Raw genomic sequence first — 25,852 nt, 5'->3', positions numbered from 1 at the left:
AGATGGCAGGCCACACCGACAACGAGGTCATGATCAAGGCGCCGTTCGACCTCGTCTGGAACATGACCAACGACCTGGAGAACTGGCCGCAGCTGTTCAGCGAGTACGCCTCGGTCGAGGTGCTGCAGCGGACCGGGGACACCACCACCTTCCGGCTGACCATGCACCCCGACGAGGACGGCAAGGTCTGGTCCTGGGTCTCCGAGCGGGAGACGGCCCGCGATGTGCGCACGGTCTGGGCGCGCCGCGTGGAGCCCGGTCCCTTCGCCTACATGAACATCCGCTGGGAGTACGAGGAGGAGTCCGAGGGCACCCGCATGCGCTGGACCCAGGACTTCGAGATGCGGCCCGACGCGCCGGTCGACGACCCCACGATGACGGACCACATCAACCGCAACTCCCGTATCCAGATGGATCTGATCCGGGACAAGATCGAGCAGCGGGCCCGGGAGACGGTGGGCGCATGACCATGTACCGCACCATGATCGTCGCCAAGATGCAGCGGGACGCGGCGCCGCAGGTCGCCAAGATCTTCGCGGACTCCGACCGCGGCGAACTGCCCAAGCTGATCGGCGTCACCGGGCGCAGCCTCTTCCAGTTCGGCGATGTGTATCTGCATCTGATCGAGGCGGAGCGGCCGCCGGCCACGGAGGTCACCAAGTACTCCAAACACCCGGAGTTCCGCGACGTCAGCGCCCGCCTCCAGCCGTATATGCAGGCGTACGACCCGGAGACCTGGCGCGAGCCCAAGGACGCCATGGCCCACGAGTTCTACCGCTGGGACCGCGACCACGGCTAGCGCACGCATCGCACCGCACGGGGCCGCCGACGGAGTTCACCTCCCGGCGGCCCTTTCGTATGGCGTCTTCCGTACGGCGTCCTTCGTACAGCGCCTTTCGTGTGGCGCCTTTCGTGTGGCGTCTTTCGTGTGGCGTCTTTCGTGTGGCGCCGCCAGTCGGTTATGCACCGGGCGCGAAAATCTCACACTACTGGGCTCATCGGAATGATGTCTGCCGAAAAGGTGAAAGGGCATCAGTCCATTCGCGCGGCAAATGAGTGATCATTGCGCTTATCTCCACCCAGAGGGCTTACAACCGAGCAGATCGCAGGCCGCGCCGAGTGGCAGGGGGAGCCCTCTTCGCTGACGGTGGACAAGACGCCGCTGCGATCCCTTTATCTGGCAAATAGTCAGTATCGCGACGGCGCCGGAAGGAATGTGGCTCATGCGATCTACTCGCGCACTCTTCACCGGGGCGGCGATTGCCGCCACCCTGACCCTGGGCGCCCCCGCCGCCGCGTTCGCCGCCGACGTCTCGGACCCGGGCGGTCACGGCGGGTACTCGAGCAGCCAGGAGTCCTCCGAGGACGGCTACGGCCAGGGCGGCAGCTCCTGGAAGGACAAGGACGACCACGGCCGCGAGGAAGGCCGGGAGGACCACGGCAAGGAAGAAGAGCACGGCAAGGAGGAGATGAAGGGCAAGGACGAGGGCGGCGAGCGCGACTGGTCCTCCTCCCACGGCAAGGACGAGGACGACTGGTCCCACGGCAAGGACGAGGGCCGGGAGCACGAGTGGTCCGGCAAGAAGGACCACGACTGGTCCGGTGGCGACTGGAAGGACCACGAGAAGGGCGACAAGCCGCGCGGTGGCGTCCACACCGGTGGTGGCGGCATGGCCACCACGGGCAGTGGCATGGCCGCCGGCTCGGTCCTGCTCCTCGGTGGCCTCGGCGCCGGCGCCTACGCCCTGCGTCGCCGCAAGCCGACCGGCACCGCGATCTGAGCCTGACTCTTCGTATTCAGTGCTGCCGTGGCACCTCCGCCGAGCGGTGGTGCCACGGCAGTTCCACGAGCGCTGTGAGAAAAGCGCCCGTGAGAAAGGCGCCTTGAGCTGAGGAGCTGAGGCGCCATGAGACAAGGCGCTGTAAGAAAGGCGAGCACCCCTATGGGAAAGCCGGCCAAGCAGGGCGCTGCCGATGGCAACACCCGCATTCTCCGCTGGGCCGCCGCGTCGGCCCTCATCGGCGTATTCCTCATCTACAACTCCGTGGACGCCGCCTCCCAGAACACCCCGTCGGCCCGGCCCGCGGCCAGTGCCCCCGCGTCCATCTCCGAACCGGAGAGCGACACCTCCAACGAGGACGCGTACGCGGATTCCCCGGAGTCGACGACCGCCCCCGAGTCCCGTCCGGGACCCGCGCTGCCGCGCTCCCCCGCCTCCCATCTGGACATCCCCTCGATCGGGGTGAGCGCGCCCTTCACCCCGCTGTCGCTGGACGCCGCGGGCGTGCTCGTCCCGCCCCCGGACACCGACCAGAACCTGGTGGGCTGGTACGAGGGCGGCCCCTCGCCCGGTGAGCGCGGCAACGCCATCGTGGCCGGGCATGTGGACACTAAGATCGGCCCGGCGGTGTTCTACGGCCTCGGCCAGCTCAAGCCGAAGAGCAAGGTGGCCATCACCCGCGAGGACGGGATCGTGGCGACCTTCGTGGTCGACAAGGTCAAGACGTTCAAGAAGAACGCCTTCCCGGACAAGCAGGTCTACGGGGACACCCCGAACGCCCAGTTGCGGCTGATCACGTGCGGCGGGGCCTATGACCACACGGCCAAGGACTACACGGCCAATGTGGTGGTGTTCGCGCACCTCACCACGTACCGGTACAGCTGACGGAGAAACGCCACGGTGCCCGCGTCGTCGAGGACGGACGACGCGGGCACCGTGGTGGCGTTTTCCCCTCCCCGCCCCTTCCCACGGTGTGGGGGAGATTGAGGGGCGGGGTCTGGGGCGGAGCCCCCCACGCGGCGGAGCCGCATATCGATGCTGCCGGGAAGGGGCGGGGACGGGGGGGGGGCCGCCGCGGGCGTCACGGGGCGCCGGGCACCCCCACCGTGGAGTCGAAGGCATGCAGAGCCCCGTTGACGGGCCGGATGTCGGTCACGTTCAGACCGGCCTCGGTCATCCGCGCCACCATGCTCTCCTCGGTGTGCTTCCGGCCGCCCACATTGAGCAGCAGGAACAGGTCCATCGCCGTGGTGAAGGAGGACAGGCTGTTGTCGACGAGGTTCTCGATGACGACCACCCTGGCGCCGGGGCGCGCCGCCGCGACCACGTTGGCGAGCGTCCGGCGGGTGCTCTCGTCGTTCCATTCGAGGATGTTCTTGATGATGTAGAGGTCGGCCTCGACGGGGACCTCGCGGCGGCAGTCACCGGGCACGAGCGTCGCCCGCGAGGCCAGTGCCCCGCCGTCCCGCAGCCGCGGGTCGGCGTGCGCCACCACCTGCGGCAGGTCCAGCAGCGCGCCGTGCAGCGCCGGGTGCTTCTCCAGCAGGCTGGCCAGCACATGCCCCTGGCCGCCGCCGATGTCCACCACTTCCTTGACCCCGTCGAGGTCGAGGAAGGCGGCGACGTCGGTGGCGGACTGCCGGCTGGAGGTGGTCATCGCGGCGTCGAACACCCGGGCCGACTCGGGCGCGTCCTCATGGAGATAGGCGAAGAAGTCCTTGCCGTAGATCTCGTTGACGACACAGCCGCCGGTGCGCACCGCCCGGTCCAGCAGCGGCCACGCCTCCCAGGTCCACGGCTCGGTGCACCACAGGGCGATGTTGCGCAGGCTGCCCGGGGTGTCCTCGCGCAGCAGCCGGGACATCTCGGTGTGCCGGAAGCGGCCGTCCTCGGTCTCGGCGAAGATCTGACAGCAGGCCAGGGAGCGCAGCAGCCGGCGCAGCGGATCGGGCTCGACGTCCACGGCGGAGGCCAGCTCGCCGATGGAGGCGGGCCGGTCGCCCAGCGCGTCGGCGACGCGCAACCGGACCGCGGCGCGCACCGACGCCGCCCGTGCGGCGCCGAAGACGACTTCGCGCAGCCGCATGGGCGGCGGGAGCGCGGCCGGTGGGGGCTGTGCCGCGGCGGCTCTGTCGGTGTCCACAGTGGTCATGTCGCAGCCTCTCAGCACCGGCCCGTGGGCGCGGACAGCTCACATACGTTGTCGGTGAAGGTGTTGTCGGGGCCCTTGTCGCGGTCGGCGAGGTCGGCGGGCTTGTTGCCGCTCATCACGTTCCGGCTGATGGCGTTCTTGGCGTTGGGGGCGCCGACGACGCTGGTGAAGAGCACGATCCCGCCGGACATGGGCGAGGTGCCCACGTTGTCGTTCACCTGGTTGCCCGTCACCCGGGTGCCCTCGGTGCCGGTGAGCACGATGCCGGCGCCCTGGATGAAGGGGAGCCGGTCGGTGGCCGCGCAGTAGGCGTTGTTCTCGTAGACGGAGTTGTGGCGGACGTTCAGGTCCCCGGCGCGCGGGGTCGACTCGTCGCCGACGATGAACACCCCGGCGCAGTTGGCGGTGATGGTGTTCCCCTCGACCGAGAGGTCGCGCAGCCGGCGGACCACGACACCGGTCCGGTTGCCGCTGAGCTGGTTCCCGGCCACCAGGGTGCCCAGGGCCTCGGTGGCACCGCCCTCGGCGTCGATGGTGTTGGCCAGGAAGACGCCGGACTGCTTGTTGTTCCGCGAGACGTTGTCCACGAAGGTGCCGCGGGTGGACATCTCCTGGCCCATGCCCTGCTGGCCGTTGTCCTCGGTGGTGGTGTTCCGTACGGTCATCCGGTCGGTGCCGGAGCCCCAGATGCCGTTCTTGGCGAAGCCGGTGACCTTCAGTGAGCCGATCCGGACATCCGAGACGGGGTCTTCGGCCGTCCCGGTGACGCAGATGCCGTGACCGGCCTCGCCGCAGGCGTTGGCCGACGGCTTCGCGGCCGGGGAGAGCACGGTGGACTCGCCCGCGCCGACCAGGGTCAGCCGGTCGGTGGTGATCTGGAGGTTCTCCCGGTAGGTGCCGGGCCGGATCTCGATGGTGTCGCCGGGCTCCGCGGCGTCCACGGCGGCCTGGATGGACTGGCCGGGCTGGACCACATGGCGGGTCGCGGCCTGGTCGACGGGGGCGGCGTGGGCTCCGGGGAGCTGGGCGAGTTCGATGACGAGGACGGCCGTGAGGCCGGCGAGGTGGCGAAGTTTGGGTGTGCGCATGAAAAGGAAGTTAGGTGCGCTCCGCACCACTCGCCACTTATGTTCCACTCATCACTTACGCCCCGGATTAGCCCACTTGGCCGTCTCATGGCCCGGCTGACCGGGGCACGACCGCGAAGCGGCCTATTCGAGCACGCGGGACGCCCCGACCGGCAGATCCCACAGCTCCTCGCGCGGCCGCCCGGTGGCCTCCCAGGCCGCGCGGATCCGGTGCAGCGGCTCCAGGGGCGGTTCGGCCGAGAGCAGGAAGGTGGACCAGTGCATGGGCGCCAGCACCCGCGCCCCCAGGTCCAGATGCGCCTGTACGGCCTCCTCCGGATCGGCGTGCACCCCGCCCAGCATCCAGCGCGGCTCGTACGCGCCGATGGGCAGCAGCGCGACATCGATGCCCGGGTAGCGGCGGCCGATCTGCCGGAACCAGTGGCCGTAGCCGGTGTCCCCGGCGAAGTACACCCGCCGGCCGTCGGGCGCGGTGATGACCCATCCGCCCCACAGCGAGCGGCAGGTGTCGGTGAGAGTGCGCTTGCTCCAGTGGTGGGCCGGGACGAAGTCGAAGCGGACCGGGCCGTCCTCGCCGGGCAGTTCGGCCGCCTCCCACCAGTCCAGCTCGGTCACCCGGATGAATCCGCGCGCCCGGAACCAGCGGGCGAGCCCGGCGGGCACGAAGACCGGCGTCGCCTTCGGCAGCCGTTTCACCGTGGGCGCGTCCAGGTGGTCGTAGTGGTTGTGGCTGATGACGACCGCGTCGACGGGCGGCAGGTCCTCCCAGCGGACCCCCACCGGAGTGACCCGGGCCGGGGTGCCGAGGATCTTACGGGCCCAGACGGGGTCGGTGAGCACGGTGAGCCCGCCGATCCGCACCACCCAACTGGCGTGCCCGGCCCAGGTGAGCGCGGTCCGGCCGGGGCCGGTGAGCGGCAGCGGCCCCGGCTCGAAGGGCAGCTCGGGGATCTGGCGGAGCGTCTCCACGGGCGGTCTGAGCCGCCCCTCCCGGGCCAGCCGGGCCAGCGCCCGCACCCCCGGCAGCGGGGAGGTGAGCCGGTCGGCGAACGACGGCGGCCAGCCGCGGATCTCACCCGGCGGACGCGGGGCGCCCGGCACCGGGGCGCCCGGCACCGGGGCGGTCGGCTGAGGGCCACCCGGCTCGGGCGCGCCCGGCTCAGGGGCGGCCGGGGCCAGCCGGGGCCGGGCGGCGGCACCGGGCCGGGCGCGGCGCCGCCCGGCCGGTTCCACCGGTCCCGCCGGTTCCGCGGGTCCCGCCGGTTCCGCCGGTTCCGCCTGCTCGGCGTGGTCGGTCATGGCCTGGCTCCCTTCCGTATCTGGGCCGTGTCCGGGCCGGCCCTTCGGTGCCGGCGCGCCATGGAGGTCCGTGGCTGGGGTCCGGGGCGGCTCAGGTCACCGGACTGCTTTCGATCAGGTCGCGGAAGGCCGCCTCGAAGGCGCCCAACGCCGTGGCCACATGGGGCAGTTCCAGCGGATCCGGCGCCTGGAGCGCCCGTAGCCGCGACTCCTCCGCCGCGCCGAGCAGCGGCAGGGTCGCCAGCCGGAGCCGCAGGGTGTGCGGGGGGTCGCCGAAGCGGTGGCCCCCGGCCACGCTCGGGCCGATCCGCCGCACCAGCTCGCGCTCCAGCTCCACCGAGTCGGTGATGCCCCGGGCGGCGAGCACCCCGCGCAGCTCGTCGAGGTCGGCGTAGAGGTGCCGGCCGACCTGCGGCGGTCGGGCCAGCGCCCCGACGGCGGTCAGCGCGCGGTAGGCGGCCACGGCCACGGCCCCGTGCGCCCGGACGGCGGCCGCCATCCGGTCCCGGACCGGCTCGGGCTCGTCGAGGGCGTACGCGGCGGCCGCCGCGATGGGTGCGGGCAGCCCGGAGCGTACGGCGGTGAGCAGGGACAGCACCCGGCCGCGCAGCTCCGCGCCGCGCTCGGTAGCGGGGAACCGGGCGATCGCGGCGGGCCAGCCCGCCGGGGTGAAGGCGCCCGCCAGATCGGAGAGCACGATCACGTTCTCGAAGGACATCTCGGCGGGGCTGAGCAGCACCGTGCCCTGCGGATGGTGGACGGTGTCCCGCCAGGTCTCGTCGCTGACGATCAGCAGCCCCTCGGCCACGGCCGCCTCGCACACCTCGTGCAGCAGCTCGGGCGGGGCCACCGTGCCGGTCGGGTCGTCGGCCGCCGACAGCAGCAGGACCCGGGGCACCCCGCCCTCGGCGCGGATCCTGTGCACGATCTCCAGCAGCGCGAACGGATCGGGCAGCCCACCGCACTCGGCCGGGACGGGCGCGTGGTGGGCGCGCCGGTCCACCAGCCGCACCAGCGGCGCGTACCAGGCGGCGCAGGGGCGGGGCAGCAGCACATCGCCGCCGGGGGCCGAGGCGAGCAGCGCCAGCAGCAGCGGCTCGGCGCCGGGGGCGACCACGACATGCTCCGGGTCGGTCCACAGCCCGCGCCGCGACCAGTAGCCGCAGGCCGCCGAGCGCAGCCCGGCCGAGCCGCCGACCGGCCCCGGCGCGGTGTGGCCGGCCGCCGCGACGAAGCTGTCGAGCAGCTCCGGGAGGACCGGCAGTCCGCCGTCGTCCCGGTCCGCCGGTGCCGGGGCGGTCCACTGCCGCTGCATTCCGTCCACACCTCCGCCCGTGTCCGGCGGGTCACCGGCCACGTATGTCCACCTTCGCAGATCTCCGGCGCCGTTTCGCGGAAGGGGCCCTGGGGACCCGGGCGCCATGACAGCGACGCCGGAACAACACGATGTGGTGGCCCTGCTCACCGCGGACCACCGCGTGGTGCGCGACCTCTTCGAGGGGTACCGCACCACCACCGACCCGGAGCGGCGGCGGCAGCTGGTCGACCGGATGACGGTGGAGGTGGTGCGGCACTCCGTGGCCGAGGAGGTCCATCTGTACCCCACGGTCCGCAAGGCGCTGCCGAACGGCGACCGGATCGCCGACGAGGAGATCGAGGAGCTGACCGAGGCCGAGCGGATCCTGGCCGACCTGGACGCCGTGGACCCCCGGGACCGGCGGTTCGACCCGCTGGTCCGGGAGCTGATGGACGTGGTGTCCATGCATATCCGCGGCGAGGAGGACCTGGTCTTCCCCGAGCTGCGGGAGCGGCTCACCCCCGAGGAGCGGATGGCGCTGGGCCTGCGGGTCGGCGAGGCGGCGGCCGCGGCGCGAGGGGTGTCCCCGGTCAGCCCGGAAGGTCCCGGTCCGGGCCGGACTCTCGCCGACCGGGTCCGGGAGCAGCTGACCGGCCGAACTCGATGAGGTTCCGCTCCAGGCCCCGGCCGCGGGTGCGGACCACGGTCTCGGCGAGCTCCGCCAGCTTGCGGTTGGTCCGCTGGGAGAGCCGGCGCAGCAGGTCGAACGCCTGGTCCGGGTCGCAGCCCAGGACGTACATGACGATTCCGCACGCCTGGTCCACCACCGGCCGGCTGCGCAGCGCCGTGTCCAGCTGGTCGACCTGGACCAGGGCGGCGCGGTAGAGCCGGTCCCGGGCCATGCTCTCGGTGGCCAGGTCGCCGAGCAGCCCGGTGGCGCCCTGGGCGGCCTTCCTCAGCGGCCCCGGGCGCAGCCCGTAGACCGAGACGGTCACGGTGAGCCCGTCGCAGGCGAACGGCAGGGCGGCGGAGGACCGCACGCCCGCGTCCAGCGCGCGGGCCCGGTAGCGCGGCCAGCGGTCGTCGTGGAGCAGATCGTCGGCGCCCGCCGGGCGGCCGGTGTCCAGCGCCGCCAGGATCGGGCCCTCCCCCACCCGCAGCTGGACCGACACCAGCGCGGACAGGTCGGGGTGGGTGGCCGCCGTGGTCCGCTCGGCGTCCACGGCGCCGGGGGGCTCCTCGGCGAGTACGGCGGTGGCGGTGGCCCCGCAGCTCTCGGGTGTGCCCGCGGCGGCCTGCTCCGCCAGTTCGGCCAGACCGCGCCCGAGGGAGGGTGCGTCGGGCTGGAAGGCCGCGCGGACGTGCGTACGGTCGGGCATCGCCGAGTTCACTCCTTTCGCTCCGGTGCGATGTGCTGTCCGGCCCCGTCCTTCCGGGGCCCGATTTTTTCGGCCCTCCACCCCCTTGAGTGGAAAACACCACCCATGCGGCCCCACGAGTGCGGGCAGGCTACGGTGTGCCCATGCCAGACGCACAGGAGTTTGGGGCGGAGCTCTCAGACTTCCGCAGACGGGTGGACGAGTTGCGGACCGCGCGGGCGCTGCCCTCGCAGGAGCGGCCTTCCCTGCTGGACGCCGCTCTCTTCGAACTCCAGCATGTGGTGGACGTACTGTGGCCACGGTACGAGGAGTTGACGGCCGGCTCGTCCCGGGGCCCCGGCGGCGGCCGGGGCGATCCGCAGGAGCAGCAGCTGCTGCGGGCGCTGTTCCAGCGGCTGCCGATCGCCACGGTGCTGCTGGACCGCGATGCCGTGGTGCGGCGCATGAACTTCACCGCCACCCAGTTGTTCCACACCCGGGCCGGATACGCCACCGGCCGCCCGCTCACCGCCGCGCTGCGGCGCGACGGGCAGGCGGCGCTGCGCTCACAGGTCGCCGCGGTCGCGCGCGGCGAGGGCGACCGCAGCCTGACGGTGTGGCTGTCGCAGCCGCCCGTCCACGGTGAGGTGCGGGTGACCCTGGCCGCGCTGCGGCCGCCGGGCGAGCCCCATCCGGCGGTGCTGGCGGCGTTCCAGCCCGGGATGGCCGGCCCGTCGGCGGACGAGGGGACGGCCGGGGCGTGGGCCCAGGAGTCCCGGCCGGATCTGGGCGAGGTGTCCCGCCACGCCGAGCTGCTGGACCTGGTGGACGACATGACGGCGGCGCTGCTGAGGGCGGCGCCGGCCGGGGACGGCCCGGAGGGGGTGCTGACCGCGGCCGCGGAGGTGCTGCACGGCCGGTTCGCGGACTGGGTGATCGCCGACCTGGCCCCGGAGAACGGCCCCGGCAATCCGCGCCGGGTGGTGGCGCTCGGCCCGGCGGACGCGGTGGGCGAGCGTACGGCGCCCCTGGCCGAGCAGGACCCGGCCGACTGCCCCCTGGTGGTGGACGCGCTGTACGACGGGGCCTCCGCGCTGCGGGTGAGCCCGGTCGACGCCGACGCCTTCGGCCGGGACGCGACGGGCGCTCCGGTGCTGGTGCGGGAGGAGGTCACCTCGCTGCTGTGCGTACCCCTGCGCGCCGGCGCGGGCCCGGTCCTGGGGGCGCTCACACTCTTCCGTACGGGCGGGCGCGGTGCCTTCGAGATGGCGGAGGCGGGCGTGGCGGATCGGGTCTCCCGCCATCTCGCCCTGGCCATGGGGCGCACGGCCGAGCGCGCCCCGGCCCCCGGGGCGTGACCCGCGTACGGCACCGGCTCAGGCGGCACGGGCACCGGCCTGCCTGCCCGGACGGGCGCAGGCGTCGCTGAGCAGGCGGGAGACCCGCATCTGGGAGGTGCCGAGCCGCCCGGCGATCCGGCGGAGCTCGGCGGAGGTGTCCGGGGCGTCGTCGTGCGGATGCCTGGGGTGTGCTCGGTGATGTGCCCGTACGGACGCCATACGCCGTATCTCCCTTGAGCTGTCGTCGGTCTCACCACGGGGCAGAACCGGCAGAAAGGGTGATCCGGTGGTCACGCCTCTGGCAGTCGGGCCGCTCTCGTGGCGTGCCTCCGGTCCGAAGCACTTACGGCACGCGTGCCCGTACCGGGCACGATCAAACGAGGTTTCCTTCCCCGGGCCCCGGTTACCCGTCGCATCCGCCGGAATCCGCGCTCGAGGAGGGCCCCATGACCGAGTACGGCTATTTCCTGGCCGCCGAAGAACACGGGCCCGCGGACCTTGTCGAGCAGGCCCGGATGGCGGAGCAGGCCGGTTTCAGTCATTTGTGGATCTCGGACCACTACCACCCCTGGAACGACGCGCAGGGCCAGAGCTCCTTCGTCTGGTCGGTGATCGGCGCCCTCGCACAGGCCACCAGCCTGCCCGTGCAGACCGCGGTGACCTGCCCCACCATCCGCATCCACCCCGCCATCGTGGCCCAGGCCGCCGCGACCAGCGCGGTGCTGCTGGAGGGCCGCTTCCGGCTGGGCGTGGGCAGCGGCGAGGCGCTGAACGAGCACATACTGGGCGACCGCTGGCCGCCCGCGCCGATCCGGCTGGAGATGCTGGAGGAGGCCGTGATGCTGATGCGCCAGCTGTTCGAGGGGCGTCGCGTCACCCATCACGGCAAGCACTACACGGTGGAGAACGCCCGGCTGTACACCGTCCCCGAGGAGCCGGTGCCCATCGACATCGCGGCCTTCGGATCGGCCGCCGCCGCGCTGGCCGGACGGGTCGGCGACGGCTTCATCACCATGACCCCGGACGCGGAGCTGGTGGCGCGGTTCCGGCGCGGCAGCGGCGCCGGGGGCAACAGCAAACCGGCCCGCGGCGGCCTGAAGGTGGCTTACGGCCCGGATCCCGACGAGGCCCTGCGCACCGCCCACCGGCTGTGGCCGACCGAGGGGCTGCCCGGAGAGGTGCGCTCGACGCTGACCACCCCGGGCCAGTTCGAACAGGCCGCCCAGCTCGTCACCCCCGAGCGAATGGCCGGGGAAGTGGTCTGCGGGGATGACGCGGAGGCGCACGTGGCCGCGCTGAACGCGTACGCGGCGGCCGGGTTCGACACCGTCTACGTCAATCAGATCGGCCCCGACCAGCGCGGTTTCTTCGACTTCTACCGCACCAAGGTGCTGCCGCAGGTGGCCGGTTGACAGCGATCGCCGACCAGAGCGATCGCCGAGAGGAGAGATGACCCACCATGACCATGAAAGTGGCCGACTACATCCTCGCCCGACTGTCGGAGTGGGGTGTCGAGCATGTGTTCGGCTACCCGGGGGACGGAATCAACGGCCTGCTCGCCGCATGGGGGCGGGCCGAGAACGAGCCCCGGTTCATCCAGGCCCGGCACGAGGAGATGGCCGCGTTCCAGGCCGTCGGCTACGCCAAGTTCAGCGGCCGCCTCGGCGTCTGCGCGGCGACCTCGGGCCCCGGCGCGATCCACCTGCTGAACGGGCTGTACGACGCCAAGATGGACCACGTCCCGGTGGTGGCACTGGTCGGCCAGACCCATCGCAGCGCGATGGGCGGCTCGTACCAGCAGGAGGTGGATCTGCACAGCCTCTTCAAGGACGTGGCCTCCGACTTCCTGGAGACGGTCACCGTCCCCGAGCAGCTGCCCAACGTCCTGGACCGGGCCATCCGCACCGCCTACGCCCGCCGCGCCCCCACCGCCGTGATCATCCCGGCGGATGTGCAGGACCTCGACTACTCCGCGCCCACCCATGACTTCAAGATGGTGCCCTCCAGCCTGGACCGCAGCGGCTGGTCCGCGGTGCCCTCCAACAGCGCGGTGGAGCGGGCCGCGGAGGTGCTGAACGCGGGCGAGCGGGTGGCGATCCTGGTCGGCCAGGGCGCGGCCGGGGCGCGCAAGGAGGTCCAGCGGGCCGCCGAGACCCTCGGCGCCGGGGTCGCCAAGGCGCTGCTCGGCCTGGATGTGCTCAGCGATGAACTGCCCTATGTCACCGGGTCCACCGGACTGCTGGGCACCCGGCCCTCGTACGAGCTGATGCGGGACTGCGACACCCTGCTGACCATCGGCTCCAGCTTTCCGTACAGCCAGTTCCTGCCGGAGTTCGGCAAGGCGCGCGGGGTCCAGATCGATCTCGATCCGCACATGATCGGGATGCGCTATCCGTACGAGGTCAATCTGGTCGGCGACGCGCGCGAGACCCTGCTGCGGCTGCTGCCGCTGCTGGAACGCAAGGAGGCCCGGGACTGGCAGGAGGAGATCGTCGCGGGCGTACGGCGCTGGCGCGAGGTGATGGGCTCCCGCGCGGAGGTGTCCGCCGACCCGGTCAACCCCGAGTACGTGGCCCACTGCCTGGACCCGCTGCTGCCCTCGGACGCCATCGTCACCTGCGACTCCGGCTCCGTCGCCAACTGGTACGCCCGCCACCTGCGGATGCGCGGCGAGATGCGCGGCTCGCTGTCGGGGACGCTGGCCACGATGGGCTGCGGGGTGCCGTATGCGATCGGCGCCAAGTTCGCCCGTCCGGACCGGCCGGCGGTGGCGCTGGTCGGGGACGGCGCGATGCAGATGAACGGCCTGGCCGAGCTGATCACGGTGGCCAAGTACCGCCAGTTGTGGGAGGACCCCCGGCTGGTGATCGCCATCTGGAACAACCAGGACCTCAACCAGGTCACCTGGGAGATGCGCGCCATGGGCGGGGCACCGCAGTTCCTGCCCTCGCAGGCGATCCCCGACGTCTCCTACGCGCGCTTCGCCGAATCGCTCGGCATGACCGGCATCCGGGTGGAGAAGCCCGAGCAGGTCGAGGGGGCGTGGCGGGAGGCGCTGAGCGCGGACGGCCCGGCGGTCGTGGAGTTCCTCACCGACCCGGACGTCCCCCCGATCCCGCCGCATGCCACCCGGGAGCAGATGGAGGCCACGGCCGAGTCGATCATCAAGGGCGACTCGGACCGGGCGGGCATGGTCCGGCAGGGCCTGAAGGCGAAGGTGCAGGAGTTCCTGCCGCACCGGAAGAAGACGTCGGACGACGCCTGATGCACCTGACGTTCCCGTTTCGACCCCGTCCGCGCTGGCTACCCGCCGCACCGGACGGATGGACACCCGGACCGGAAGAGACCGGAAGAGACCGGAAGGACGTGAGCAGCAATGAAGGTCGCCTTTCTCGTCGCCCCGGAAGGCGTGGAACAGGTCGAGCTGACCGACCCCTGGCAGGCGGTCCGGGACGCCGGGGGCACCCCCCGTCTGGTGTCCACCAAGCCCGGCCGTATCCAGGCGTTCAACCATCTCGACAAGGCGGACACCTTCGAGGTCGACCAGGTCGTGAAGGACGCGACGGTCGAGGAGTACGACGCCCTGGTGCTGCCCGGCGGGGTGGCCAACCCCGACTTCCTGCGCCTGGACAACAAGGCCGTCGCCTTCGCCAAGGGGTTCTTCGACGCGGGCAAGCCGGTGGCCGCGATCTGCCACGCCCCCTGGACTCTGGTGGAGGCCGATGCCGTACGCGGCCGCACCCTGACCTCCTGGCCGAGTCTGCGCACCGATATCACCAACGCCGGCGGGACCTGGGTGGACGAGCAGGTCAAGGTCTGCACGGGCGGCCCCAACGCCCTGATCACCAGCCGTAAGCCGGATGATCTCAAGGCGTTCCGCGAGGCGTTCCTGGAGGAGTTCGCGAAGACGACGAAGGGATCGGCACGATGACGGAGGACCGCAAGGAGCGGCAGCGCGACATGTACCGCGCGCCCGACCCCGCCGAAGGGCCGCTGACCACCGACCAGGGCGTGGCCGTCGACCACACCGATGACTCCCTCACGGTGGGCGAGCGCGGCCCGACCCTGATGGAGGACTTCCACTTCCGCGAGAAGCTGACCCATTTCGACCATGAGCGCATCCCGGAGCGGGTGGTGCACGCGCGGGGCGCGGGCGCGTACGGCTACTTCGAGCCGTACGAGTCCTGCGCGGAGTTCACCCGCGCCGCCTTCCTCCAGGATCCGTCCGTGCGCACCCCGGTCTTCGTGCGGTTCTCCACCGTGCAGGGGCCCCGGGGCTCGGCGGACACGGTGCGGGACGTGCGGGGCTTCGCGACGAAGTTCTACACCTCGGAAGGCAACTACGACCTGGTCGGCAACAACATGCCGGTCTTCTTCATCCAGGACGGGATCAAGTTCCCCGACTTCGTGCACGCGCTCAAGCCGGAGCCGCAGAACGAGATCCCGACCGGTGCCTCCGCCCATGACACCCTGTGGGACTTCGTCTCGCTCCAGCCCGAGACCATGCACATGATGATGTGGCTGATGTCGGACCGGGCGATTCCGCGCAGCTACCGGATGATGCAGGGCTTCGGGGTGCACACCTTCCGCTTTGTGGACGCCCAGGGCCACGGCACCTTTGTGAAGTTCCACTGGAAGCCGAAACTGGGCGTCCACTCGCTGGTGTGGGACGAGGCGCAGGAGTGCCAGGGCCGCGACCCGGACTTCAACCGGCGCGATCTGTGGGACGCGATCGAGGCGGGTCAGTACCCCGAGTACGAGCTGGGGGTGCAGCTGATCCCGGAGGAGGACGAGTTCAACTTCGAGGTCGATCTGCTCGACGCCACGAAGATCATTCCGGAGGAACAGGTGCCGGTGCGGCCGATCGGCCACATGGTCCTGAACCGCAACCCGGACAACTTCTTCGCGGAGACCGAGCAGGTGGCCTTCCACACCGCGAACGTGGTCCCCGGCATCGACTTCACCAATGACCCGCTGCTGCAGGCCCGGAACTTCTCGTATCTGGACACCCAGCTGATCCGGCTGGGCGGGCCCAACTTCTCGCAGCTCCCGGTCAACCAGCCGGTCGCCCCCGCCCGGACCAACCAGCGGGACGGCTACCACCAGTCCATGATCCACAGGGGGACGAACTACTCCCCCAACTCACTCGGCGGCGGCTGCCCGGCCCTCGCGGGGGCGGACGGCTACGCCTTCTCGCACTACGCGGAGCGGGTCGAGGGCCACAAGATCCGCAAGCGGAGCGAGTCCTTCAAGGACTTCTACAGCCAGGCCGCGCTGTTCTGGAACAGCATGAGCGACTGGGAGAGGCACCATATCGTCGACGCCTTCCGCTTCGAGCTGGGCAAGGTCGGCGCGGTGCATGTGCGGGAGCGCACGGTCGAGCAGCTGGCCCAGGTCGACTACGACCTGGCCTCGCAGGTGGCCCAGGGCATCGGCGTGGCGCTGCCGGAACCCGGCGCCAACAACCACAAGCCGCAGGCCTCGCCCGCGCTGAGCTTCGAGAACCTCCAGGGCGACGGCTCGATCCGCACCCGCCAGATCGCGGTACTGGTCATGGACGGCGTGGACACCGGCCAGCTCACCCAGGCCCAAGAGGCCCTCACCGCCCAGGGCGCCATCGTCGAGGCCCTCGCCGCGCACGACGGCAAGGTCCGCGGCGCCGACGGCAACGGCTACGCGGTGGACCGCGCCCTCCCCACAGTCGCCTCCGTCCTCTACGACGCCGTCCTCCTCCCCGGCGGCCCCACCGGAACCCCCGGCCTGGCCTCCGACAGCGAGGCCATGCGCTTCGTCCGCGACGCCTACCGCCACGGCAAACCCATCGCGGCGCTCGGCTCCGGCGTCGGCATCCTCTCCTCCCTCGACCCGGAGGGCCTCCACATCGCCTCCGGCCACGGCCACGTCTGCACCGACCGCGGCGTCGTCACGGACACGACGACGGGCACGGCAAGCGAGGAATTCACCCAAGCCTTCACCGAAGCCATAGCCGCCCACCGCCACTGGGACCGGCCCCGGGTCCGCTGCTGAATTCCGCGGGGCGCGGTGGGCCGATATGCGGGTGGGGGTGTTGGTGCGGGTGCGGAGGGTGCGGCCGGAATTCGCCTCCGCCCACACCCTCCACACCCTCCACACCCTCCACACCCACACCCACACCCACACCCACACCCACACCCACCCGCTCCGTTGGCACGTGCGGGGGCGGGTGCGCTGGCGCGCGTGGGCCCGACGGAGCGGAAGCCCACTGGAGCGGGCCCGGCGGGGCAGGGGCGGCCCGCCGCGTGGGCACACCCGCCGTGGGCCACGTCCGCGCATTCGGCACACCCGGGCTCGGGCGGTCGCATGTGGGCCCGCCCGAGCCCGGGTTACGTTCGCTCGTTTTCGGTACGCCCAGGCCCAGGCCGCGCCTGCCCGCGCGTTGGGGACCCACCCGACCGGCCGGATCCTGCCCGCGCGCGGGCAGGTCCAGCTCGCGTGTGGGCACACTCGGCCCCCGGCCACGTTCGCTCCTTCGCGACGCCCCGGCCCCGGGGCCGCATCCGCGCTTTGAGGACCCGCCCAGGGCCGGACCTCCCCCGCGCGTATAGGCACATCCAGCTCCCGGGCCCACGTCCGCCCGTGGGCGCACTCGGATCCCGGCCACGTTCGCTCGCTCGGCACGCTCCGGCCTCGGGCCACGTCGGCCACGTCGGCGCGGGCCGCCCTGCGGCAGGGGTCCCTGTCGTCGGGGCTGTGTGACGACCGCAGGGACGCGGGGCGGGGTGCCCCAATCCAGCCCCTCCGCCGTATGAGGAGCCAGGTCCGGGGCGGAGGCCCCAATCCAACCCCTCCGCCGTATGAGAAGCCGGGCCCGGGACGGGGCGCCCCAACCCAGCCCCTCCGCCGTATGAGAAGCCGGGCCCGGGACGGGGCGCCCCAACCCAACCCCTCCGCCGTATGACGAGCCAGGTCCGAGGCGGGGCGCCCCAATCCAACCCCTCCGGCGTTGAGGAGCCCGGTTCGAGGCGGGGTGCCCCAATCCAGCCCCTCCGCCGTTTGAGAAGTCGAGTTCGGGGCGGGGGGCCCAAATCCAGCCCCTCCGGCGTTTGAGGAGCGGGGTTCGGGGCGGAGCCCCGCGGGGGTGTGGGGGCGGAGCCCCCGCTTTCGGGAAGGGGCGGGGTGGGGAACTGCCTACGGCTCACGGCCCAGCAGAGCCAGGAGCCGAGCCTGCGCATCCGCCCCCGCCGGAGGCTCAACCGGCGCCGCAAACAGCCCGCTCTCCTCCAAATCCGCCGCGTACGGCGCGACCTCCCGCACCGAAAAGTCCACCAACGGCTTAGGAATGCGCTCATCCGCCCCAATGGCCCGAGCCAGATCCCACGCGTGCACCGCCGCGTCAGCCGTCATCTGCGCGCAGTAATGCGTTGCGGGGCTCTCCCCGTACGAGAGGTCGACCATCCGGTCGAGCGCCCCCGGCTCGCGGAAGGCGTCCCGCGCCGCGGTCGCAACCACGTCCCACGTGGCGACGGGGTCGTCACCGAGCAGGTCGCCCTCCAGCGCGTCGCTCTGTTCGCCGGCGCCCGCCCCCTCCCGGACCAGCGGCGGCACCCACATCTGCTCGACCGCGAGATGGTTCACCAGGTCACGTACGGTCCACTCGGTGCAGGGCGTCGGGTCGTCCCACTGATCGGGCCGGATCGCGTGCACCCGTTCGGTGAAGAGGTCCAGCGCCTCGCCGTGCCTGGTCAGCAGCGGATTCTCCGCCATGGGCGATCACCCCGTGTGAGGAGGATGAGGAGGCTGAGGAGGCGCACCCGGCCCCGGCGCGGCGGGCCCGCCAGGACCACCGGGCCCGCCAGGACCACCAGGACCACCGGCAGGCCCGGCAGGACCGCCAGAAGGACCGGGAGGAGCCACGGGCCCCGAAGAGGCGGAAGGCCCGGAAGGAGCCGAGGGCGCCGAAGGCGCACCGGGCCGCCGCCCCACCCCCTGCCCCGCCGCGTTCTTCAGCCACCCCGCCACCACCAGCAGCAGCGCGAACACGACCAGCGCCGCCGCCCACCCCGGAAGCGCCAACGCGAACAGCAGCACCAGGCACGCCGTGAGCGCGCCCCCCGCGTAGAGCGCGGCCGCCGCCGCGCCCCCGTAGAGGCGGACCGCGCGCCGCCCGGACTGCTCACGCAGCTCCCGGCGGACCTCTTCGCGGACGGCTCGTGCGACCGGCTCCGCCAGGTCCCCGGCCGAGGGTATGCCCGCCTTCGGATAGGCCGATTTATCAGTCATGCGCCGCCGGGTACCCGTGCCCCACCCTCGTTAACAGTCCTCAACTGCTCCTCGTCAACACGGACAGACCACGGGTACGCGGGCACTTCCGCAGGGCACTTCCGCAGGGCATTTCGGCAGGCCACGGCGCCGGACCCGGCCCCTGATGTCCCGTGTCCGGCGCCGCTCCTCACTCCCTACGGGCCGCTCGGCCGCACAACGGGTCCCCCTCCCCCACGAGCCCCAAACGCCGGCTCGAACGTCGGCTTCGAACCGCGGCTTCGAACCGCGGCTTCGAACGTCGGCCCCAATCGTCCCGACGACTTCGTGTCGACGCCGTCGTCATGGGTACGCGTGGGGGACGCGAAATCTGGAGGGAGTACATGCGACTCGGACATCTCCAACCGCTCTACGACCGTCCGGGCCCCTGGGCCAGTGTCTATTTCGACACCACACACCCGGACGAGTCCGCGGCCGAGGAGCAGGAACGCGCCGCCCGCGAGGCGAGCCGCCGACTGGAAGGGCAGGGCGCCGACCAGGCCACCTGCCGTGCGGTGTACGAGAGGCTGGCCGCGCTGCCGCCCGGCGCGGGACCGGCCGGGTGGGCCGTCTTCGCCACGGCCGGTGAGGTGGTCCTCGACACCCCGCTACTGACCCCGCCGCCGATGAGCGAGCCCCCGTGCTGGTCGGCGCTTCCACATGTGGGACCGCTGCTGGAACTGACCGGCGAGGACCCGTCCTGCCTGGTGGCGTACATCGACCGCACCGGCGCGGACGTCGAGCTGCGTGACGCACACGGCGGCGACCGGGTCGGCTCGGTGGAGGGACGGCAGTGGCCGGTGCACCGGACCGCCACCGGCGACTGGTCGGAGCGCCACTTCCAGCTCAAGACGGAGAACACCTGGGAGCGGAACGCGGCGCTGATCGCCGATGAGCTGGGCGCCTGCCAGCAGGAGACCGGCGCGGATCTGGTGGTGCTGGCCGGGGATCGGCGCGAGCGGCGCGCGGTCCACGAGCAGCTGCCCAAGGAGCTGCGCTCGGCGGCGGTGGAGACCGCACGCGGGGGCCGCGCCCCCGGTTCCGCCCCGCCCGGCAGCCACGCCGCCCGGCTGCTGGACCAGGAGGTGGACGAGGCGCGCGCCCGGTGCGCGCATGAGCGCGGCGAGGAGGCGCTGGAGCGGTTCCGGGCCGGCCGGATGCCATCCGGTGGGCGCGTGGAGGCCGCCGAGGGGGTTCCGGCGCTGGTCGACGCGGCGCGTGAGCACCGCATAGGCTCGTTGCTGATACGCCCGGACGGGCCCGATCTGTACCGCGAGGTATGGGTGGGCACCGAACCCGACCAGCTGGCCTTGCGCCGCACCGATGTCCAGTACCTGGGCGACACCAGGCCGTACCCGGCCCGCGCCGACGACGCGCTGATCCGCTCGGCCGTGGCCACCGGCGCCGAAGCGCTGACGGTGGCACCGGCCGGGGCGGAGCCGAACGGCGACGACACCCCGGTGGGCGGCCTCGGCGCACTGCTCCGCTGGCCGTACGAGGGCGGCGCGAATTGAACATCCCGGGAGCGGATTTGACCGTCCCGGACGCCAATTGACATATCCCGGGAGATGACCGACCCGGGAGCCACACGGACCCGCTGAGGAAGGGGACCGACATGCAGCGAGGCAGCGACCGGCTGAGCGTCCACAAGGACGATGAGATGAAGCATGAGCTCCAGGGGCTGATCCGCTCCGGGCACCCGACCCGCGCCGAGGAGTGGCACGACCCGGAGCCGGGCGCCGACGACGACCCGGACGTCGCCCTGGGGCCGGTCCCGGCGCGGGGGACGACCGGTGAGGCCGAGGCGGTGCGGTTCGAGTTCGCCCGCCGGCTGGGACGCACCTCGTTCCCGGCGGATCGTGAGGGGCTGCTGCGCGTCCTGGAGGACCGGCACACACCGGACGGGCTGATCGCTCTGGCCGAGGAACTGCCCACGGATCAGACGTTCCACACGGTGCAGGAGGTGGTCTCGGCGCTGGGGCTGCACCCGAGCACGTAGGGGATCGCTCAGGGATCGCGGACGACGCGTATCCGTCGCGCATACCCCCCGCCCCGGCTGGGTACTGCGGGCAGCACATCCCCAGCACATCGCCCAGGAAGGGGAGGTGGACAAGTGTCCCAGGACCCACCTCGCGACCCGACGCGCCCCGTGCGGGAGGTCATGACGCGGCCCGCGATCTGGGTACGCCCCGACGCATCGCTGGTGGAAGCCGCGCAGCTGATGCGCGCACAGGACATCGGCGATGTGCTGGTCGCCAGCGAGGGGGAGGTGCTCGGCGTCCTCACCGACCGCGACATCACCCTCCGCGCGGTCGCCGAGGGCATCGACCCCCTCGCCGTCACCTGCAATGCCGTATGCACCCCGGACCCGGTCACGATCGGGCCGGACGAGGAGGTGGCCGAGGCTGCCGCGCTGATGCGGCGGCATGCGGTGGGGCGGCTCCCGGTGGTCGAGGCGGGGCGTGCGCTGGGCGTGATCAGCCGGGGCGATGTGACGGGACCGCCCATGTGACGGAGCCGCCCTGAACTCCCGCATCGCCGTTTCCGCATCGCCGTTTCCGCGTCACATTCCGCCGAAGGGGCGGTGGGGTTCATCTCCCCACCGCCCCTTCGGCGCCCTGGCAACTGCTCGCATACTGAGACGGTTCTTCTCGTGATGCGAGATGCCTTCTACGGTGGAGTCACCCGTTCACCGGTCCCGAAGGGGGAGTTCCGCCATGCCGAAGGACGCCGCCGTCTACACCCACGGCCACCATGAGTCGGTGCTGCGCTCGCACACCTGGCGCACAGCTGCCAACTCCGCCGCGTATCTCACCGGCCATCTGCGGCCCCATATGCGGATCCTGGACATCGGCTGCGGCCCCGGCACCATCACCGCGGACCTGGCGGAGCTGGTTCCCCAGGGGCAGGTCACGGGCGTCGACGCCGAGGGCGCCATCCTGGAGCGGGCGCGCGCGGTGGCCGACGAGCGCGGGCTGGCCAACGTCTCCTTCGCGGTCGCCGACGTCCACGCGCTGGACCACGCCGACGACTCCTTCTGCGTGGTCCACGCCCATCAGGTGCTGCAGCATGTCGGCGACCCGGTGGGGGCGCTGCGCGAGATGCGGCGGGTGTGCGCGCCGGGCGGCATCGTGGCGGTGCGCGACTCCGACTACGCCACCATGACCTGGTACCCGTCCGTCCCCGGGCTGGACGGCTGGCTGGACCTCTACCACCGGGTCGCGCGGGCCAACGGCGGTGAGCCGGACGCCGGTCGCAGGCTGCGCTCCTGGGCCCTGGAGGCGGGGTTCACCGACATCACCTCGACCGCCACGGCGTGGTGCTACGCCACCGAGGAGGAGCGGGCGTGGTGGAGCGGGCTGTGGGCGGACCGCACGGTCGCCTCCTCCTACGCCCGGCTCGCGGTGGACGGCGGCCATGCCACGGAGGAGGAGCTGCGGTCGATCGCGGAGGCGTGGCGGACGTGGGGCGAGGCCCCGGACGGTTGGTTCGCCGTCCTGCACGGTGAGATCCTCTGCCGCGTCTGAGCAGTTCAACTAGGCTCGCCCGCATGGATATTCTGGGGACTTCACTCCGCGTGTGCGTCGACGACCTGGACTCGGCGATCGCCGTCTACGAGAAGCTGACGGGAGCCGAGGCGGTGCGCTTCCAGCGCGGCCCCGTCGAGGTCGCGGCGGTCGGCTGCTTCTTCCTGATGAGCGGGCCGGAGTCGGAGATGTCGATTCTCCGCAAGATCACGGCGACGATCGCGGTGAAGGACGTGGACGAGGCGATCGCCGATCTCACGGCGGTCGGCGGGCAGATCGTCGCCGGGCCGCTGCCCGCCCCCGTGGGCCGCACCCTGGTGGCCCGCCACCCCGACGGCTCGATCTTCGAGTACGTCGACCGGAACCCGGCGTGACCCGCCCGTGAACACACCGTCCGGCAGACCCGTCAGGAGGGCGGTCCCGGATCCACGATGGCCTCCTCGTCGTCGACCTCCTCGTAGAGATCGTCCACATCCCGGAGCTCATCGCTCTTGATCCGGACCGCCTCCTCCTCGGCGGACAGCCCGCTGATCGAGCCCTCCTGGGAGTAGACGTCCTGCTCACGCGGGGCATCGGGGTCCGGCTCGTCGTGCAGCAACCCCGCCGGTTCCGCCATCGCGCCGACCGGCTCCCCCGCCTCCGGCTCCTCATCGGTCAACCGCTCGTCGAGCGACTCCCGCTCACGCGTCTCCGCGCTCGTGGTGTCCCGGTATACGGCGATCGTCGGCTCGTCCCCGGCCACGGGCAACTGCTCAGGATCCTCGGCCCACTGCTGCTCGGGCGTCCCGTCCTGCAGATCGGGAATCCCCTCATCCTCCGGATCCGCCCCAGGATCATGCGGTGTCCTCACGGTACGCGGTTCCTTTCCGCTGATGCGCCATGCCGACGTCCGTGCCCGGGTGCCCGCCATGGGGGATCGCTATGCGGATGCGACCCGGCTTGCCCTCTGCGAGCCGTGGGCCCGCCACGCGGGCACGGGCCCGTCAGTCCGCCAAGCGCCCTGCGGGGCGCGGGCCACCGACGGGCGCAACCCGGGCAACCCGAGCTCGCCGCGCGGGCGCACAGCGGTCAGCGGTCACCGATGCGGGCCACAGAGCGCTTGCGGGCGCAGGACGCCTGCGGGCGCAGGACGCCTGCGGGCGCACCCCAGGTCGCCCCGCCTCCGCGGGACCGCCTGCGGGCGCGACCCGGTCAAACCCGCCTCCAGGCAAGACCACCCGCGAGCCGACCCAGCAGGCCACCCATTTGCACCCAGACCACTTGCAGGGCGCGGCCGCGACCCGGCCAAGGTCCCACTACACGCGCACACACCGGCCAGGCAGGCCACCGCACGGACCAGACCACTTCCCGGGCACAGGACGCCTGCGGGCGCGGCCGGGTCGGGCCGCTCGCCAGGTGGGCGCGTCCCGGGCAGACCACCTGCGGGCCGTAGGCCCGCTAGGCGGGGCGCATGCGGAATTCGTAGTGGGCGGGGAGGGGGTGGTCGGCGTGGGTCCGGGCGCGGGCCTCCTCGGTGAGTGGGTCCTCGGTGCCGGTCGCCAGCCGTTCCACGATCGCGTACCAGGTGTCGCTCAACGCCTCGTCGCCCTCGCGCAGATCGCAGACCTCGAAACCCTCGTCGAAGACGGCGCGGGCGGCCAGGGCGTCGCCCTGGGCCAGCAGGACCCGGGCGCGCAGCAGCCGGAAGCGGCCCCGTGCGCGGATGGCGGGGCGCAGTGCGTCGAGGACCGCTCGTGCGTCGTCGGCGCGGTCGGCCGCGAGCAGCACGAGGATCGCCTCCCGGCCGAGCGCCGCCTCGGCCGTCTCCAGGGCGAGCGGGTCGGTGGCTACGGGCGGCGCGGCCACTGAGACGGCCGCCCCCTGCCCAGCGCCCTCCCGCTGCGCCGCGCCCTCCCGCTGCGCCGTGCCCTGCCCCGTTCCCGCCGTTTCGAGCACCGGGGGCGCCTCGGGCTCCGGGGCGGCGGCCGAGGTGAGGAGGAGCCGTACGGCGCGCAGCAGCCGTTCCGCCGCGCGCGCCGGATGGCCGGAGGCGGTGTCGGCGACGGCCAGACAGCGCAGCGTCCAGGGCGTCTCCGCGCACCGCAGCGACCGCTCCCAGCTGCGCTCGGCCTGGGCCCGGTCGCCCGCGTGCCACTGGGCGACGCCCAAGTGGTACTCGGCGGCGGCGGTCGAAGGCGCCGCTTCGAGGAGGTCGCGCCACGCGGGCGCGACCACGGAGGCGCCGGGGTCGGCCCGGGAGGGGCCCGGCTCCCAGTCGGGCAGGGCCCCCGTGCGCAGCAACCGGCGCCACGGCTCCTGCTCCTCCCCCAGCGTGTCCGGGTCGAACGGCGTCCCGGGCAGCTGGAATCCGCCGCGCTCGATCTCCAGCGCGCCCCAGCCGGAGCCGGTCGCGAGGCGCTCCGCCGGTTCCGCGTCGGCGTACGGGCGCCAGGCGGCGTAGGCCGCGTCGACCTCGTCGCGCGGCAGTGCCGCCTCCAGCCGGGTCTCGGTCTCGCGGCGGGCGGCGGCCCAGTCCGCGCCGTGGACGGCCGCCGGATCGGCGGTCAGCGGGCCGTACGCCTCCAGCCAGGCGAACTCCTCCCCGGCCTCCAGCGGGATGTGCTCCAGCTGGGTGCGGGCGAGCCCGGCCTGGATCTCGGCGTAGCCGCCGGTGCCGGGCTCGGTCAGCCACTGCTGCCAGCGCCGTCCGCCGGGGCCCGCGCCCCAGACGAAGAGCTTGCGGCCGCGCAGCAGATCGGTCGAGGTCTGGACGAGGCCGCCGCCGTCGGCGTCGAGCGAGGCGATCCAGCGGCGGGCGCCGTCGGGCACCTCGTAGAAGTAGTCGGCGGGGTAGTCGCCGCGCAGCGGATAGGTGCGGTCGGCGCCGTCCCACTCCGGGACCGGGACCTTGCTGAGGGTGCGGGCGTAGCCGAAGTGCCAGGCGTCGTCGGCGGGGGCGAGGACGCGGGTGTGCTCGTCCTCGGGGACCGCGATGTTGGACCACCAGTAGACGGGGGCGGGAAGGTGGTGGGGGTTGCGGATCCTGACGCCCACGTAGAGGAACGCGGAGTCGGCGGGCAGCCACAGATCCACCTGGAAGGGCAGATCGCGCAGCCGCTCCCACTCCCACAGCCGCACCATCGCGCCCCCCTCGGCGGCGTCGGGGGCGGGGACACGGGCGGCGTGCAGGGGTGAGCAGGACAGCGTGGTGTGGCCGGTGGCGCCGATGTTCCACTCGATCCCGCCGGAGAACCAGGCGCCGTTGAGGGCGAAGTCGGCGGGCTGGAGCACCGGGTTCCGGTACAGCAGCTCACGGCCGGTCGGCTTGTGGACCAGTGAGTGGACCCGGCCGCCGAGCCCGGACAGCACCGTGGCCCGCAGCCGGCCGTTCTCCAGGACGATGGCGTCGAGCGCGGCGGGGGCGCGGTCGCGGCCATAGCCGTCGCGCAGCCGCACCGGCAGCACCGACCGCAGTGGTGCGTAGGCGACCTGACGGGCCATGTCGGTGGGGAGGGTGGCCCGGGTGCGGTCGTCCACGCGGTGCACCTCGTCGAGGGGGCGCAGCGCGGGCAGGGGATTGTCGGGCCCCACGGGGGCGGTGGGAAGGGTCAGGGTGGTACGTCGCACGCTCGTGGCCACGGGCTGCCTCGTTCCGACTGCCTTGGGTCACCTCGGTGCGGCGACCGTCCGATGACCATGGAACAACGCGGACGGGCCCGCTGAACAGAGCCGCTTCGGACCGATCATGGTGACC

General features: G+C 72.6%; 25 protein-coding genes. 15 read left to right on the top strand and 10 right to left on the bottom strand.

From position 1 onward, the window contains the following. Positions 1 to 2: 2 nt before the first annotated feature. The 4 genes from J2Z30_RS10460 to J2Z30_RS10445 all read left to right on the top strand — a co-directional run bounded on the left by J2Z30_RS10460 (position 3) and on the right by J2Z30_RS10445 (position 2,666). Positions 3 to 467 carry an SRPBCC family protein gene (locus tag J2Z30_RS10460; RefSeq protein ID WP_037962524.1) on the top strand — a complete coding sequence of 155 codons (465 nt, stop codon included), beginning with the start codon at positions 3 to 5 and terminating at the stop codon, positions 465 to 467. A gap of 2 nt (positions 468 to 469) precedes the next feature. Further along, positions 470 to 799, top strand: coding sequence for a TcmI family type II polyketide cyclase (locus tag J2Z30_RS10455; protein WP_044581229.1), 330 nt, complete (start codon positions 470 to 472; stop codon positions 797 to 799). 424 nt (positions 800 to 1,223) lie between these two features. Continuing rightward, positions 1,224 to 1,781, top strand: coding sequence for a hypothetical protein (locus J2Z30_RS10450; RefSeq protein WP_044581230.1), 558 nt, complete (start codon positions 1,224 to 1,226; stop codon positions 1,779 to 1,781). A gap of 162 nt (positions 1,782 to 1,943) precedes the next feature. Then, the gene (locus tag J2Z30_RS10445) at positions 1,944 to 2,666 is read left to right on the top strand and encodes a class F sortase (RefSeq protein WP_044569008.1); all 723 of its coding nucleotides are present in this window, start codon (positions 1,944 to 1,946) and stop codon (positions 2,664 to 2,666) included. A 196-nt stretch (positions 2,667 to 2,862) separates the two neighbouring features. On the opposite strand, the gene J2Z30_RS10440 is transcribed toward J2Z30_RS10445, so the two are convergent. The 4 genes from J2Z30_RS10440 to J2Z30_RS10425 form a co-directional block, all read right to left on the bottom strand. After that, positions 2,863 to 3,933: a methyltransferase gene (locus tag J2Z30_RS10440; RefSeq protein ID WP_044569009.1), complete on the bottom strand. Its 1,071-nt coding sequence runs from the start codon at positions 3,931 to 3,933 to the stop codon at positions 2,863 to 2,865. 11 nt (positions 3,934 to 3,944) lie between these two features. After that, positions 3,945 to 5,021, bottom strand: coding sequence for a right-handed parallel beta-helix repeat-containing protein (locus J2Z30_RS10435; RefSeq protein WP_044569010.1), 1,077 nt, complete (start codon positions 5,019 to 5,021; stop codon positions 3,945 to 3,947). A gap of 123 nt (positions 5,022 to 5,144) precedes the next feature. Beyond that, a complete protein-coding gene (locus tag J2Z30_RS10430) occupies positions 5,145 to 6,320 on the bottom strand; it encodes an MBL fold metallo-hydrolase (protein ID WP_245387850.1) in 1,176 nt (391 codons plus the stop codon). 91 nt (positions 6,321 to 6,411) lie between these two features. Next, positions 6,412 to 7,635, bottom strand: coding sequence for a pyridoxal phosphate-dependent aminotransferase (locus J2Z30_RS10425; RefSeq protein ID WP_044581232.1), 1,224 nt, complete (start codon positions 7,633 to 7,635; stop codon positions 6,412 to 6,414). A 106-nt stretch (positions 7,636 to 7,741) separates the two neighbouring features. Between J2Z30_RS10425 and J2Z30_RS10420 the strand changes: the two genes are divergently transcribed. Beyond that, on the top strand, positions 7,742 to 8,284 hold the full coding sequence (locus J2Z30_RS10420) for a hemerythrin domain-containing protein (protein WP_044569011.1): 543 nt from the start codon (positions 7,742 to 7,744) through the stop codon (positions 8,282 to 8,284). On the opposite strand, the gene J2Z30_RS10415 is transcribed toward J2Z30_RS10420, so the two are convergent. Next, on the bottom strand, positions 8,208 to 8,996 hold the full coding sequence (locus J2Z30_RS10415; protein ID WP_044569013.1) for an ANTAR domain-containing response regulator: 789 nt from the start codon (positions 8,994 to 8,996) through the stop codon (positions 8,208 to 8,210). The two genes, J2Z30_RS10420 and J2Z30_RS10415, sit on opposite strands and share 77 nt — an antisense overlap. A 143-nt stretch (positions 8,997 to 9,139) precedes the next feature. Between J2Z30_RS10415 and J2Z30_RS10410 the strand changes: the two genes are divergently transcribed. Beyond that, positions 9,140 to 10,333 carry a PAS domain-containing protein gene (locus J2Z30_RS10410; protein WP_044581233.1) on the top strand — a complete coding sequence of 398 codons (1,194 nt, stop codon included), beginning with the start codon at positions 9,140 to 9,142 and terminating at the stop codon, positions 10,331 to 10,333. Positions 10,334 to 10,351: 18 nt separating this feature from the next. Here the strand turns inward: J2Z30_RS10410 and J2Z30_RS49450 are convergent, their stop codons facing one another. Beyond that, positions 10,352 to 10,534 carry a hypothetical protein gene (locus J2Z30_RS49450; RefSeq protein WP_044569014.1) on the bottom strand — a complete coding sequence of 61 codons (183 nt, stop codon included), beginning with the start codon at positions 10,532 to 10,534 and terminating at the stop codon, positions 10,352 to 10,354. Positions 10,535 to 10,761: 227 nt separating this feature from the next. On the opposite strand from J2Z30_RS49450, the gene J2Z30_RS10400 reads away from it, so the two are divergent. The 4 genes from J2Z30_RS10400 to J2Z30_RS10385 all read left to right on the top strand — a co-directional run bounded on the left by J2Z30_RS10400 (position 10,762) and on the right by J2Z30_RS10385 (position 16,342). After that, positions 10,762 to 11,727: a TIGR03557 family F420-dependent LLM class oxidoreductase gene (locus J2Z30_RS10400; RefSeq protein ID WP_044569016.1), complete on the top strand. Its 966-nt coding sequence runs from the start codon at positions 10,762 to 10,764 to the stop codon at positions 11,725 to 11,727. A gap of 47 nt (positions 11,728 to 11,774) precedes the next feature. Then, the gene (locus J2Z30_RS10395) at positions 11,775 to 13,580 is read left to right on the top strand and encodes a thiamine pyrophosphate-requiring protein (RefSeq protein WP_044569018.1); all 1,806 of its coding nucleotides are present in this window, start codon (positions 11,775 to 11,777) and stop codon (positions 13,578 to 13,580) included. A 111-nt stretch (positions 13,581 to 13,691) separates the two neighbouring features. Beyond that, on the top strand, positions 13,692 to 14,246 hold the full coding sequence (locus J2Z30_RS10390) for a type 1 glutamine amidotransferase domain-containing protein (protein ID WP_044569020.1): 555 nt from the start codon (positions 13,692 to 13,694) through the stop codon (positions 14,244 to 14,246). Next, the gene (locus J2Z30_RS10385; RefSeq protein WP_044569021.1) at positions 14,243 to 16,342 is read left to right on the top strand and encodes a catalase; all 2,100 of its coding nucleotides are present in this window, start codon (positions 14,243 to 14,245) and stop codon (positions 16,340 to 16,342) included. The genes J2Z30_RS10390 and J2Z30_RS10385 overlap by 4 nt, the downstream gene beginning before the upstream one ends. A 1,140-nt stretch (positions 16,343 to 17,482) precedes the next feature. On the opposite strand, the gene J2Z30_RS10380 is transcribed toward J2Z30_RS10385, so the two are convergent. Together J2Z30_RS10380 and J2Z30_RS10375 are read right to left on the bottom strand one after the other, a co-directional pair. After that, a complete protein-coding gene (locus J2Z30_RS10380) occupies positions 17,483 to 18,058 on the bottom strand; it encodes a TIGR03086 family metal-binding protein (protein WP_044569023.1) in 576 nt (191 codons plus the stop codon). Between the two features lie 6 nt (positions 18,059 to 18,064). Next, a complete protein-coding gene (locus tag J2Z30_RS10375) occupies positions 18,065 to 18,574 on the bottom strand; it encodes a phage holin family protein (protein WP_078956564.1) in 510 nt (169 codons plus the stop codon). Between the two features lie 362 nt (positions 18,575 to 18,936). On the opposite strand from J2Z30_RS10375, the gene J2Z30_RS10370 reads away from it, so the two are divergent. The 5 genes from J2Z30_RS10370 (at position 18,937) to J2Z30_RS10350 (ending at position 22,493) form a co-directional block, all read left to right on the top strand. Further along, positions 18,937 to 20,106, top strand: coding sequence for a baeRF2 domain-containing protein (locus J2Z30_RS10370; protein ID WP_044569024.1), 1,170 nt, complete (start codon positions 18,937 to 18,939; stop codon positions 20,104 to 20,106). A gap of 101 nt (positions 20,107 to 20,207) precedes the next feature. Next, entirely contained in the window at positions 20,208 to 20,591 is a 384-nt protein-coding gene (locus tag J2Z30_RS10365; protein WP_044569025.1) for a DUF2795 domain-containing protein, read from the top strand. A 162-nt stretch (positions 20,592 to 20,753) separates the two neighbouring features. After that, positions 20,754 to 21,104: a CBS domain-containing protein gene (locus J2Z30_RS10360; RefSeq protein ID WP_044569026.1), complete on the top strand. Its 351-nt coding sequence runs from the start codon at positions 20,754 to 20,756 to the stop codon at positions 21,102 to 21,104. 205 nt (positions 21,105 to 21,309) lie between these two features. Beyond that, positions 21,310 to 22,119 carry a class I SAM-dependent methyltransferase gene (locus J2Z30_RS10355; RefSeq protein ID WP_044569027.1) on the top strand — a complete coding sequence of 270 codons (810 nt, stop codon included), beginning with the start codon at positions 21,310 to 21,312 and terminating at the stop codon, positions 22,117 to 22,119. A gap of 23 nt (positions 22,120 to 22,142) precedes the next feature. Next, positions 22,143 to 22,493 (top strand): VOC family protein, encoded by a 351-nt coding sequence (locus J2Z30_RS10350; protein ID WP_044569028.1) that lies wholly within the window; start codon positions 22,143 to 22,145, stop codon positions 22,491 to 22,493. A gap of 32 nt (positions 22,494 to 22,525) precedes the next feature. Here J2Z30_RS10350 and J2Z30_RS10345 read toward each other — a convergent pair whose 3' ends face one another. Together J2Z30_RS10345 and J2Z30_RS10340 are read right to left on the bottom strand one after the other, a co-directional pair. Beyond that, a complete protein-coding gene (locus J2Z30_RS10345; protein WP_044569029.1) occupies positions 22,526 to 22,969 on the bottom strand; it encodes a hypothetical protein in 444 nt (147 codons plus the stop codon). A gap of 587 nt (positions 22,970 to 23,556) precedes the next feature. After that, positions 23,557 to 25,737, bottom strand: a complete 2,181-nt coding sequence (locus J2Z30_RS10340) for a DUF5107 domain-containing protein (protein ID WP_044569032.1) — start codon at positions 25,735 to 25,737, stop codon at positions 23,557 to 23,559. Positions 25,738 to 25,852: the final 115 nt, after the last annotated feature.

This window comes from Streptomyces iranensis, assembly GCF_017874715.1.
GTDB lineage: Bacteria > Actinomycetota > Actinomycetes > Streptomycetales > Streptomycetaceae > Streptomyces > Streptomyces iranensis.
Note: the sequence above shows the minus strand (reverse complement) of the source record. Positions and strands in the feature narration are given on the sequence as shown.

Bases quoted from the DNA above. Each gene is read 5' to 3' on its own strand.
- J2Z30_RS10355 (WP_044569027.1), top strand. From the start codon at position 21,310: ATGCCGAAGGACGCCGCCGTCTACACCCACGGCCACCATGAGTCGGTG.
- J2Z30_RS10455 (WP_044581229.1), top strand. From the start codon at position 470: ATGTACCGCACCATGATCGTCGCCAAGATGCAGCGGGACGCGGCGCCG.
- J2Z30_RS10450 (WP_044581230.1), top strand. From the start codon at position 1,224: ATGCGATCTACTCGCGCACTCTTCACCGGGGCGGCGATTGCCGCCACC.
- J2Z30_RS10370 (WP_044569024.1), top strand. From the start codon at position 18,937: ATGCGACTCGGACATCTCCAACCGCTCTACGACCGTCCGGGCCCCTGG.
- J2Z30_RS10435 (WP_044569010.1), bottom strand. From the start codon at position 5,021: ATGCGCACACCCAAACTTCGCCACCTCGCCGGCCTCACGGCCGTCCTC.
- J2Z30_RS10375 (WP_078956564.1), bottom strand. From the start codon at position 18,574: ATGACTGATAAATCGGCCTATCCGAAGGCGGGCATACCCTCGGCCGGG.
- J2Z30_RS10430 (WP_245387850.1), bottom strand. From the start codon at position 6,320: ATGACCGACCACGCCGAGCAGGCGGAACCGGCGGAACCGGCGGGACCC.
- J2Z30_RS10380 (WP_044569023.1), bottom strand. From the start codon at position 18,058: ATGGCGGAGAATCCGCTGCTGACCAGGCACGGCGAGGCGCTGGACCTC.
- J2Z30_RS10365 (WP_044569025.1), top strand. From the start codon at position 20,208: ATGCAGCGAGGCAGCGACCGGCTGAGCGTCCACAAGGACGATGAGATG.
- J2Z30_RS10415 (WP_044569013.1), bottom strand. From the start codon at position 8,996: ATGCCCGACCGTACGCACGTCCGCGCGGCCTTCCAGCCCGACGCACCC.
- J2Z30_RS10395 (WP_044569018.1), top strand. From the start codon at position 11,775: ATGACCATGAAAGTGGCCGACTACATCCTCGCCCGACTGTCGGAGTGG.
- J2Z30_RS10425 (WP_044581232.1), bottom strand. From the start codon at position 7,635: ATGCAGCGGCAGTGGACCGCCCCGGCACCGGCGGACCGGGACGACGGC.
- J2Z30_RS10385 (WP_044569021.1), top strand. From the start codon at position 14,243: ATGACGGAGGACCGCAAGGAGCGGCAGCGCGACATGTACCGCGCGCCC.
- J2Z30_RS10390 (WP_044569020.1), top strand. From the start codon at position 13,692: ATGAAGGTCGCCTTTCTCGTCGCCCCGGAAGGCGTGGAACAGGTCGAG.
- J2Z30_RS10410 (WP_044581233.1), top strand. From the start codon at position 9,140: ATGCCAGACGCACAGGAGTTTGGGGCGGAGCTCTCAGACTTCCGCAGA.
- J2Z30_RS49450 (WP_044569014.1), bottom strand. From the start codon at position 10,534: ATGGCGTCCGTACGGGCACATCACCGAGCACACCCCAGGCATCCGCAC.
- J2Z30_RS10400 (WP_044569016.1), top strand. From the start codon at position 10,762: ATGACCGAGTACGGCTATTTCCTGGCCGCCGAAGAACACGGGCCCGCG.
- J2Z30_RS10360 (WP_044569026.1), top strand. From the start codon at position 20,754: ATGACGCGGCCCGCGATCTGGGTACGCCCCGACGCATCGCTGGTGGAA.
- J2Z30_RS10440 (WP_044569009.1), bottom strand. From the start codon at position 3,933: ATGACCACTGTGGACACCGACAGAGCCGCCGCGGCACAGCCCCCACCG.
- J2Z30_RS10350 (WP_044569028.1), top strand. From the start codon at position 22,143: ATGGATATTCTGGGGACTTCACTCCGCGTGTGCGTCGACGACCTGGAC.
- J2Z30_RS10460 (WP_037962524.1), top strand. From the start codon at position 3: ATGGCAGGCCACACCGACAACGAGGTCATGATCAAGGCGCCGTTCGAC.
- J2Z30_RS10420 (WP_044569011.1), top strand. From the start codon at position 7,742: ATGACAGCGACGCCGGAACAACACGATGTGGTGGCCCTGCTCACCGCG.
- J2Z30_RS10445 (WP_044569008.1), top strand. From the start codon at position 1,944: ATGGGAAAGCCGGCCAAGCAGGGCGCTGCCGATGGCAACACCCGCATT.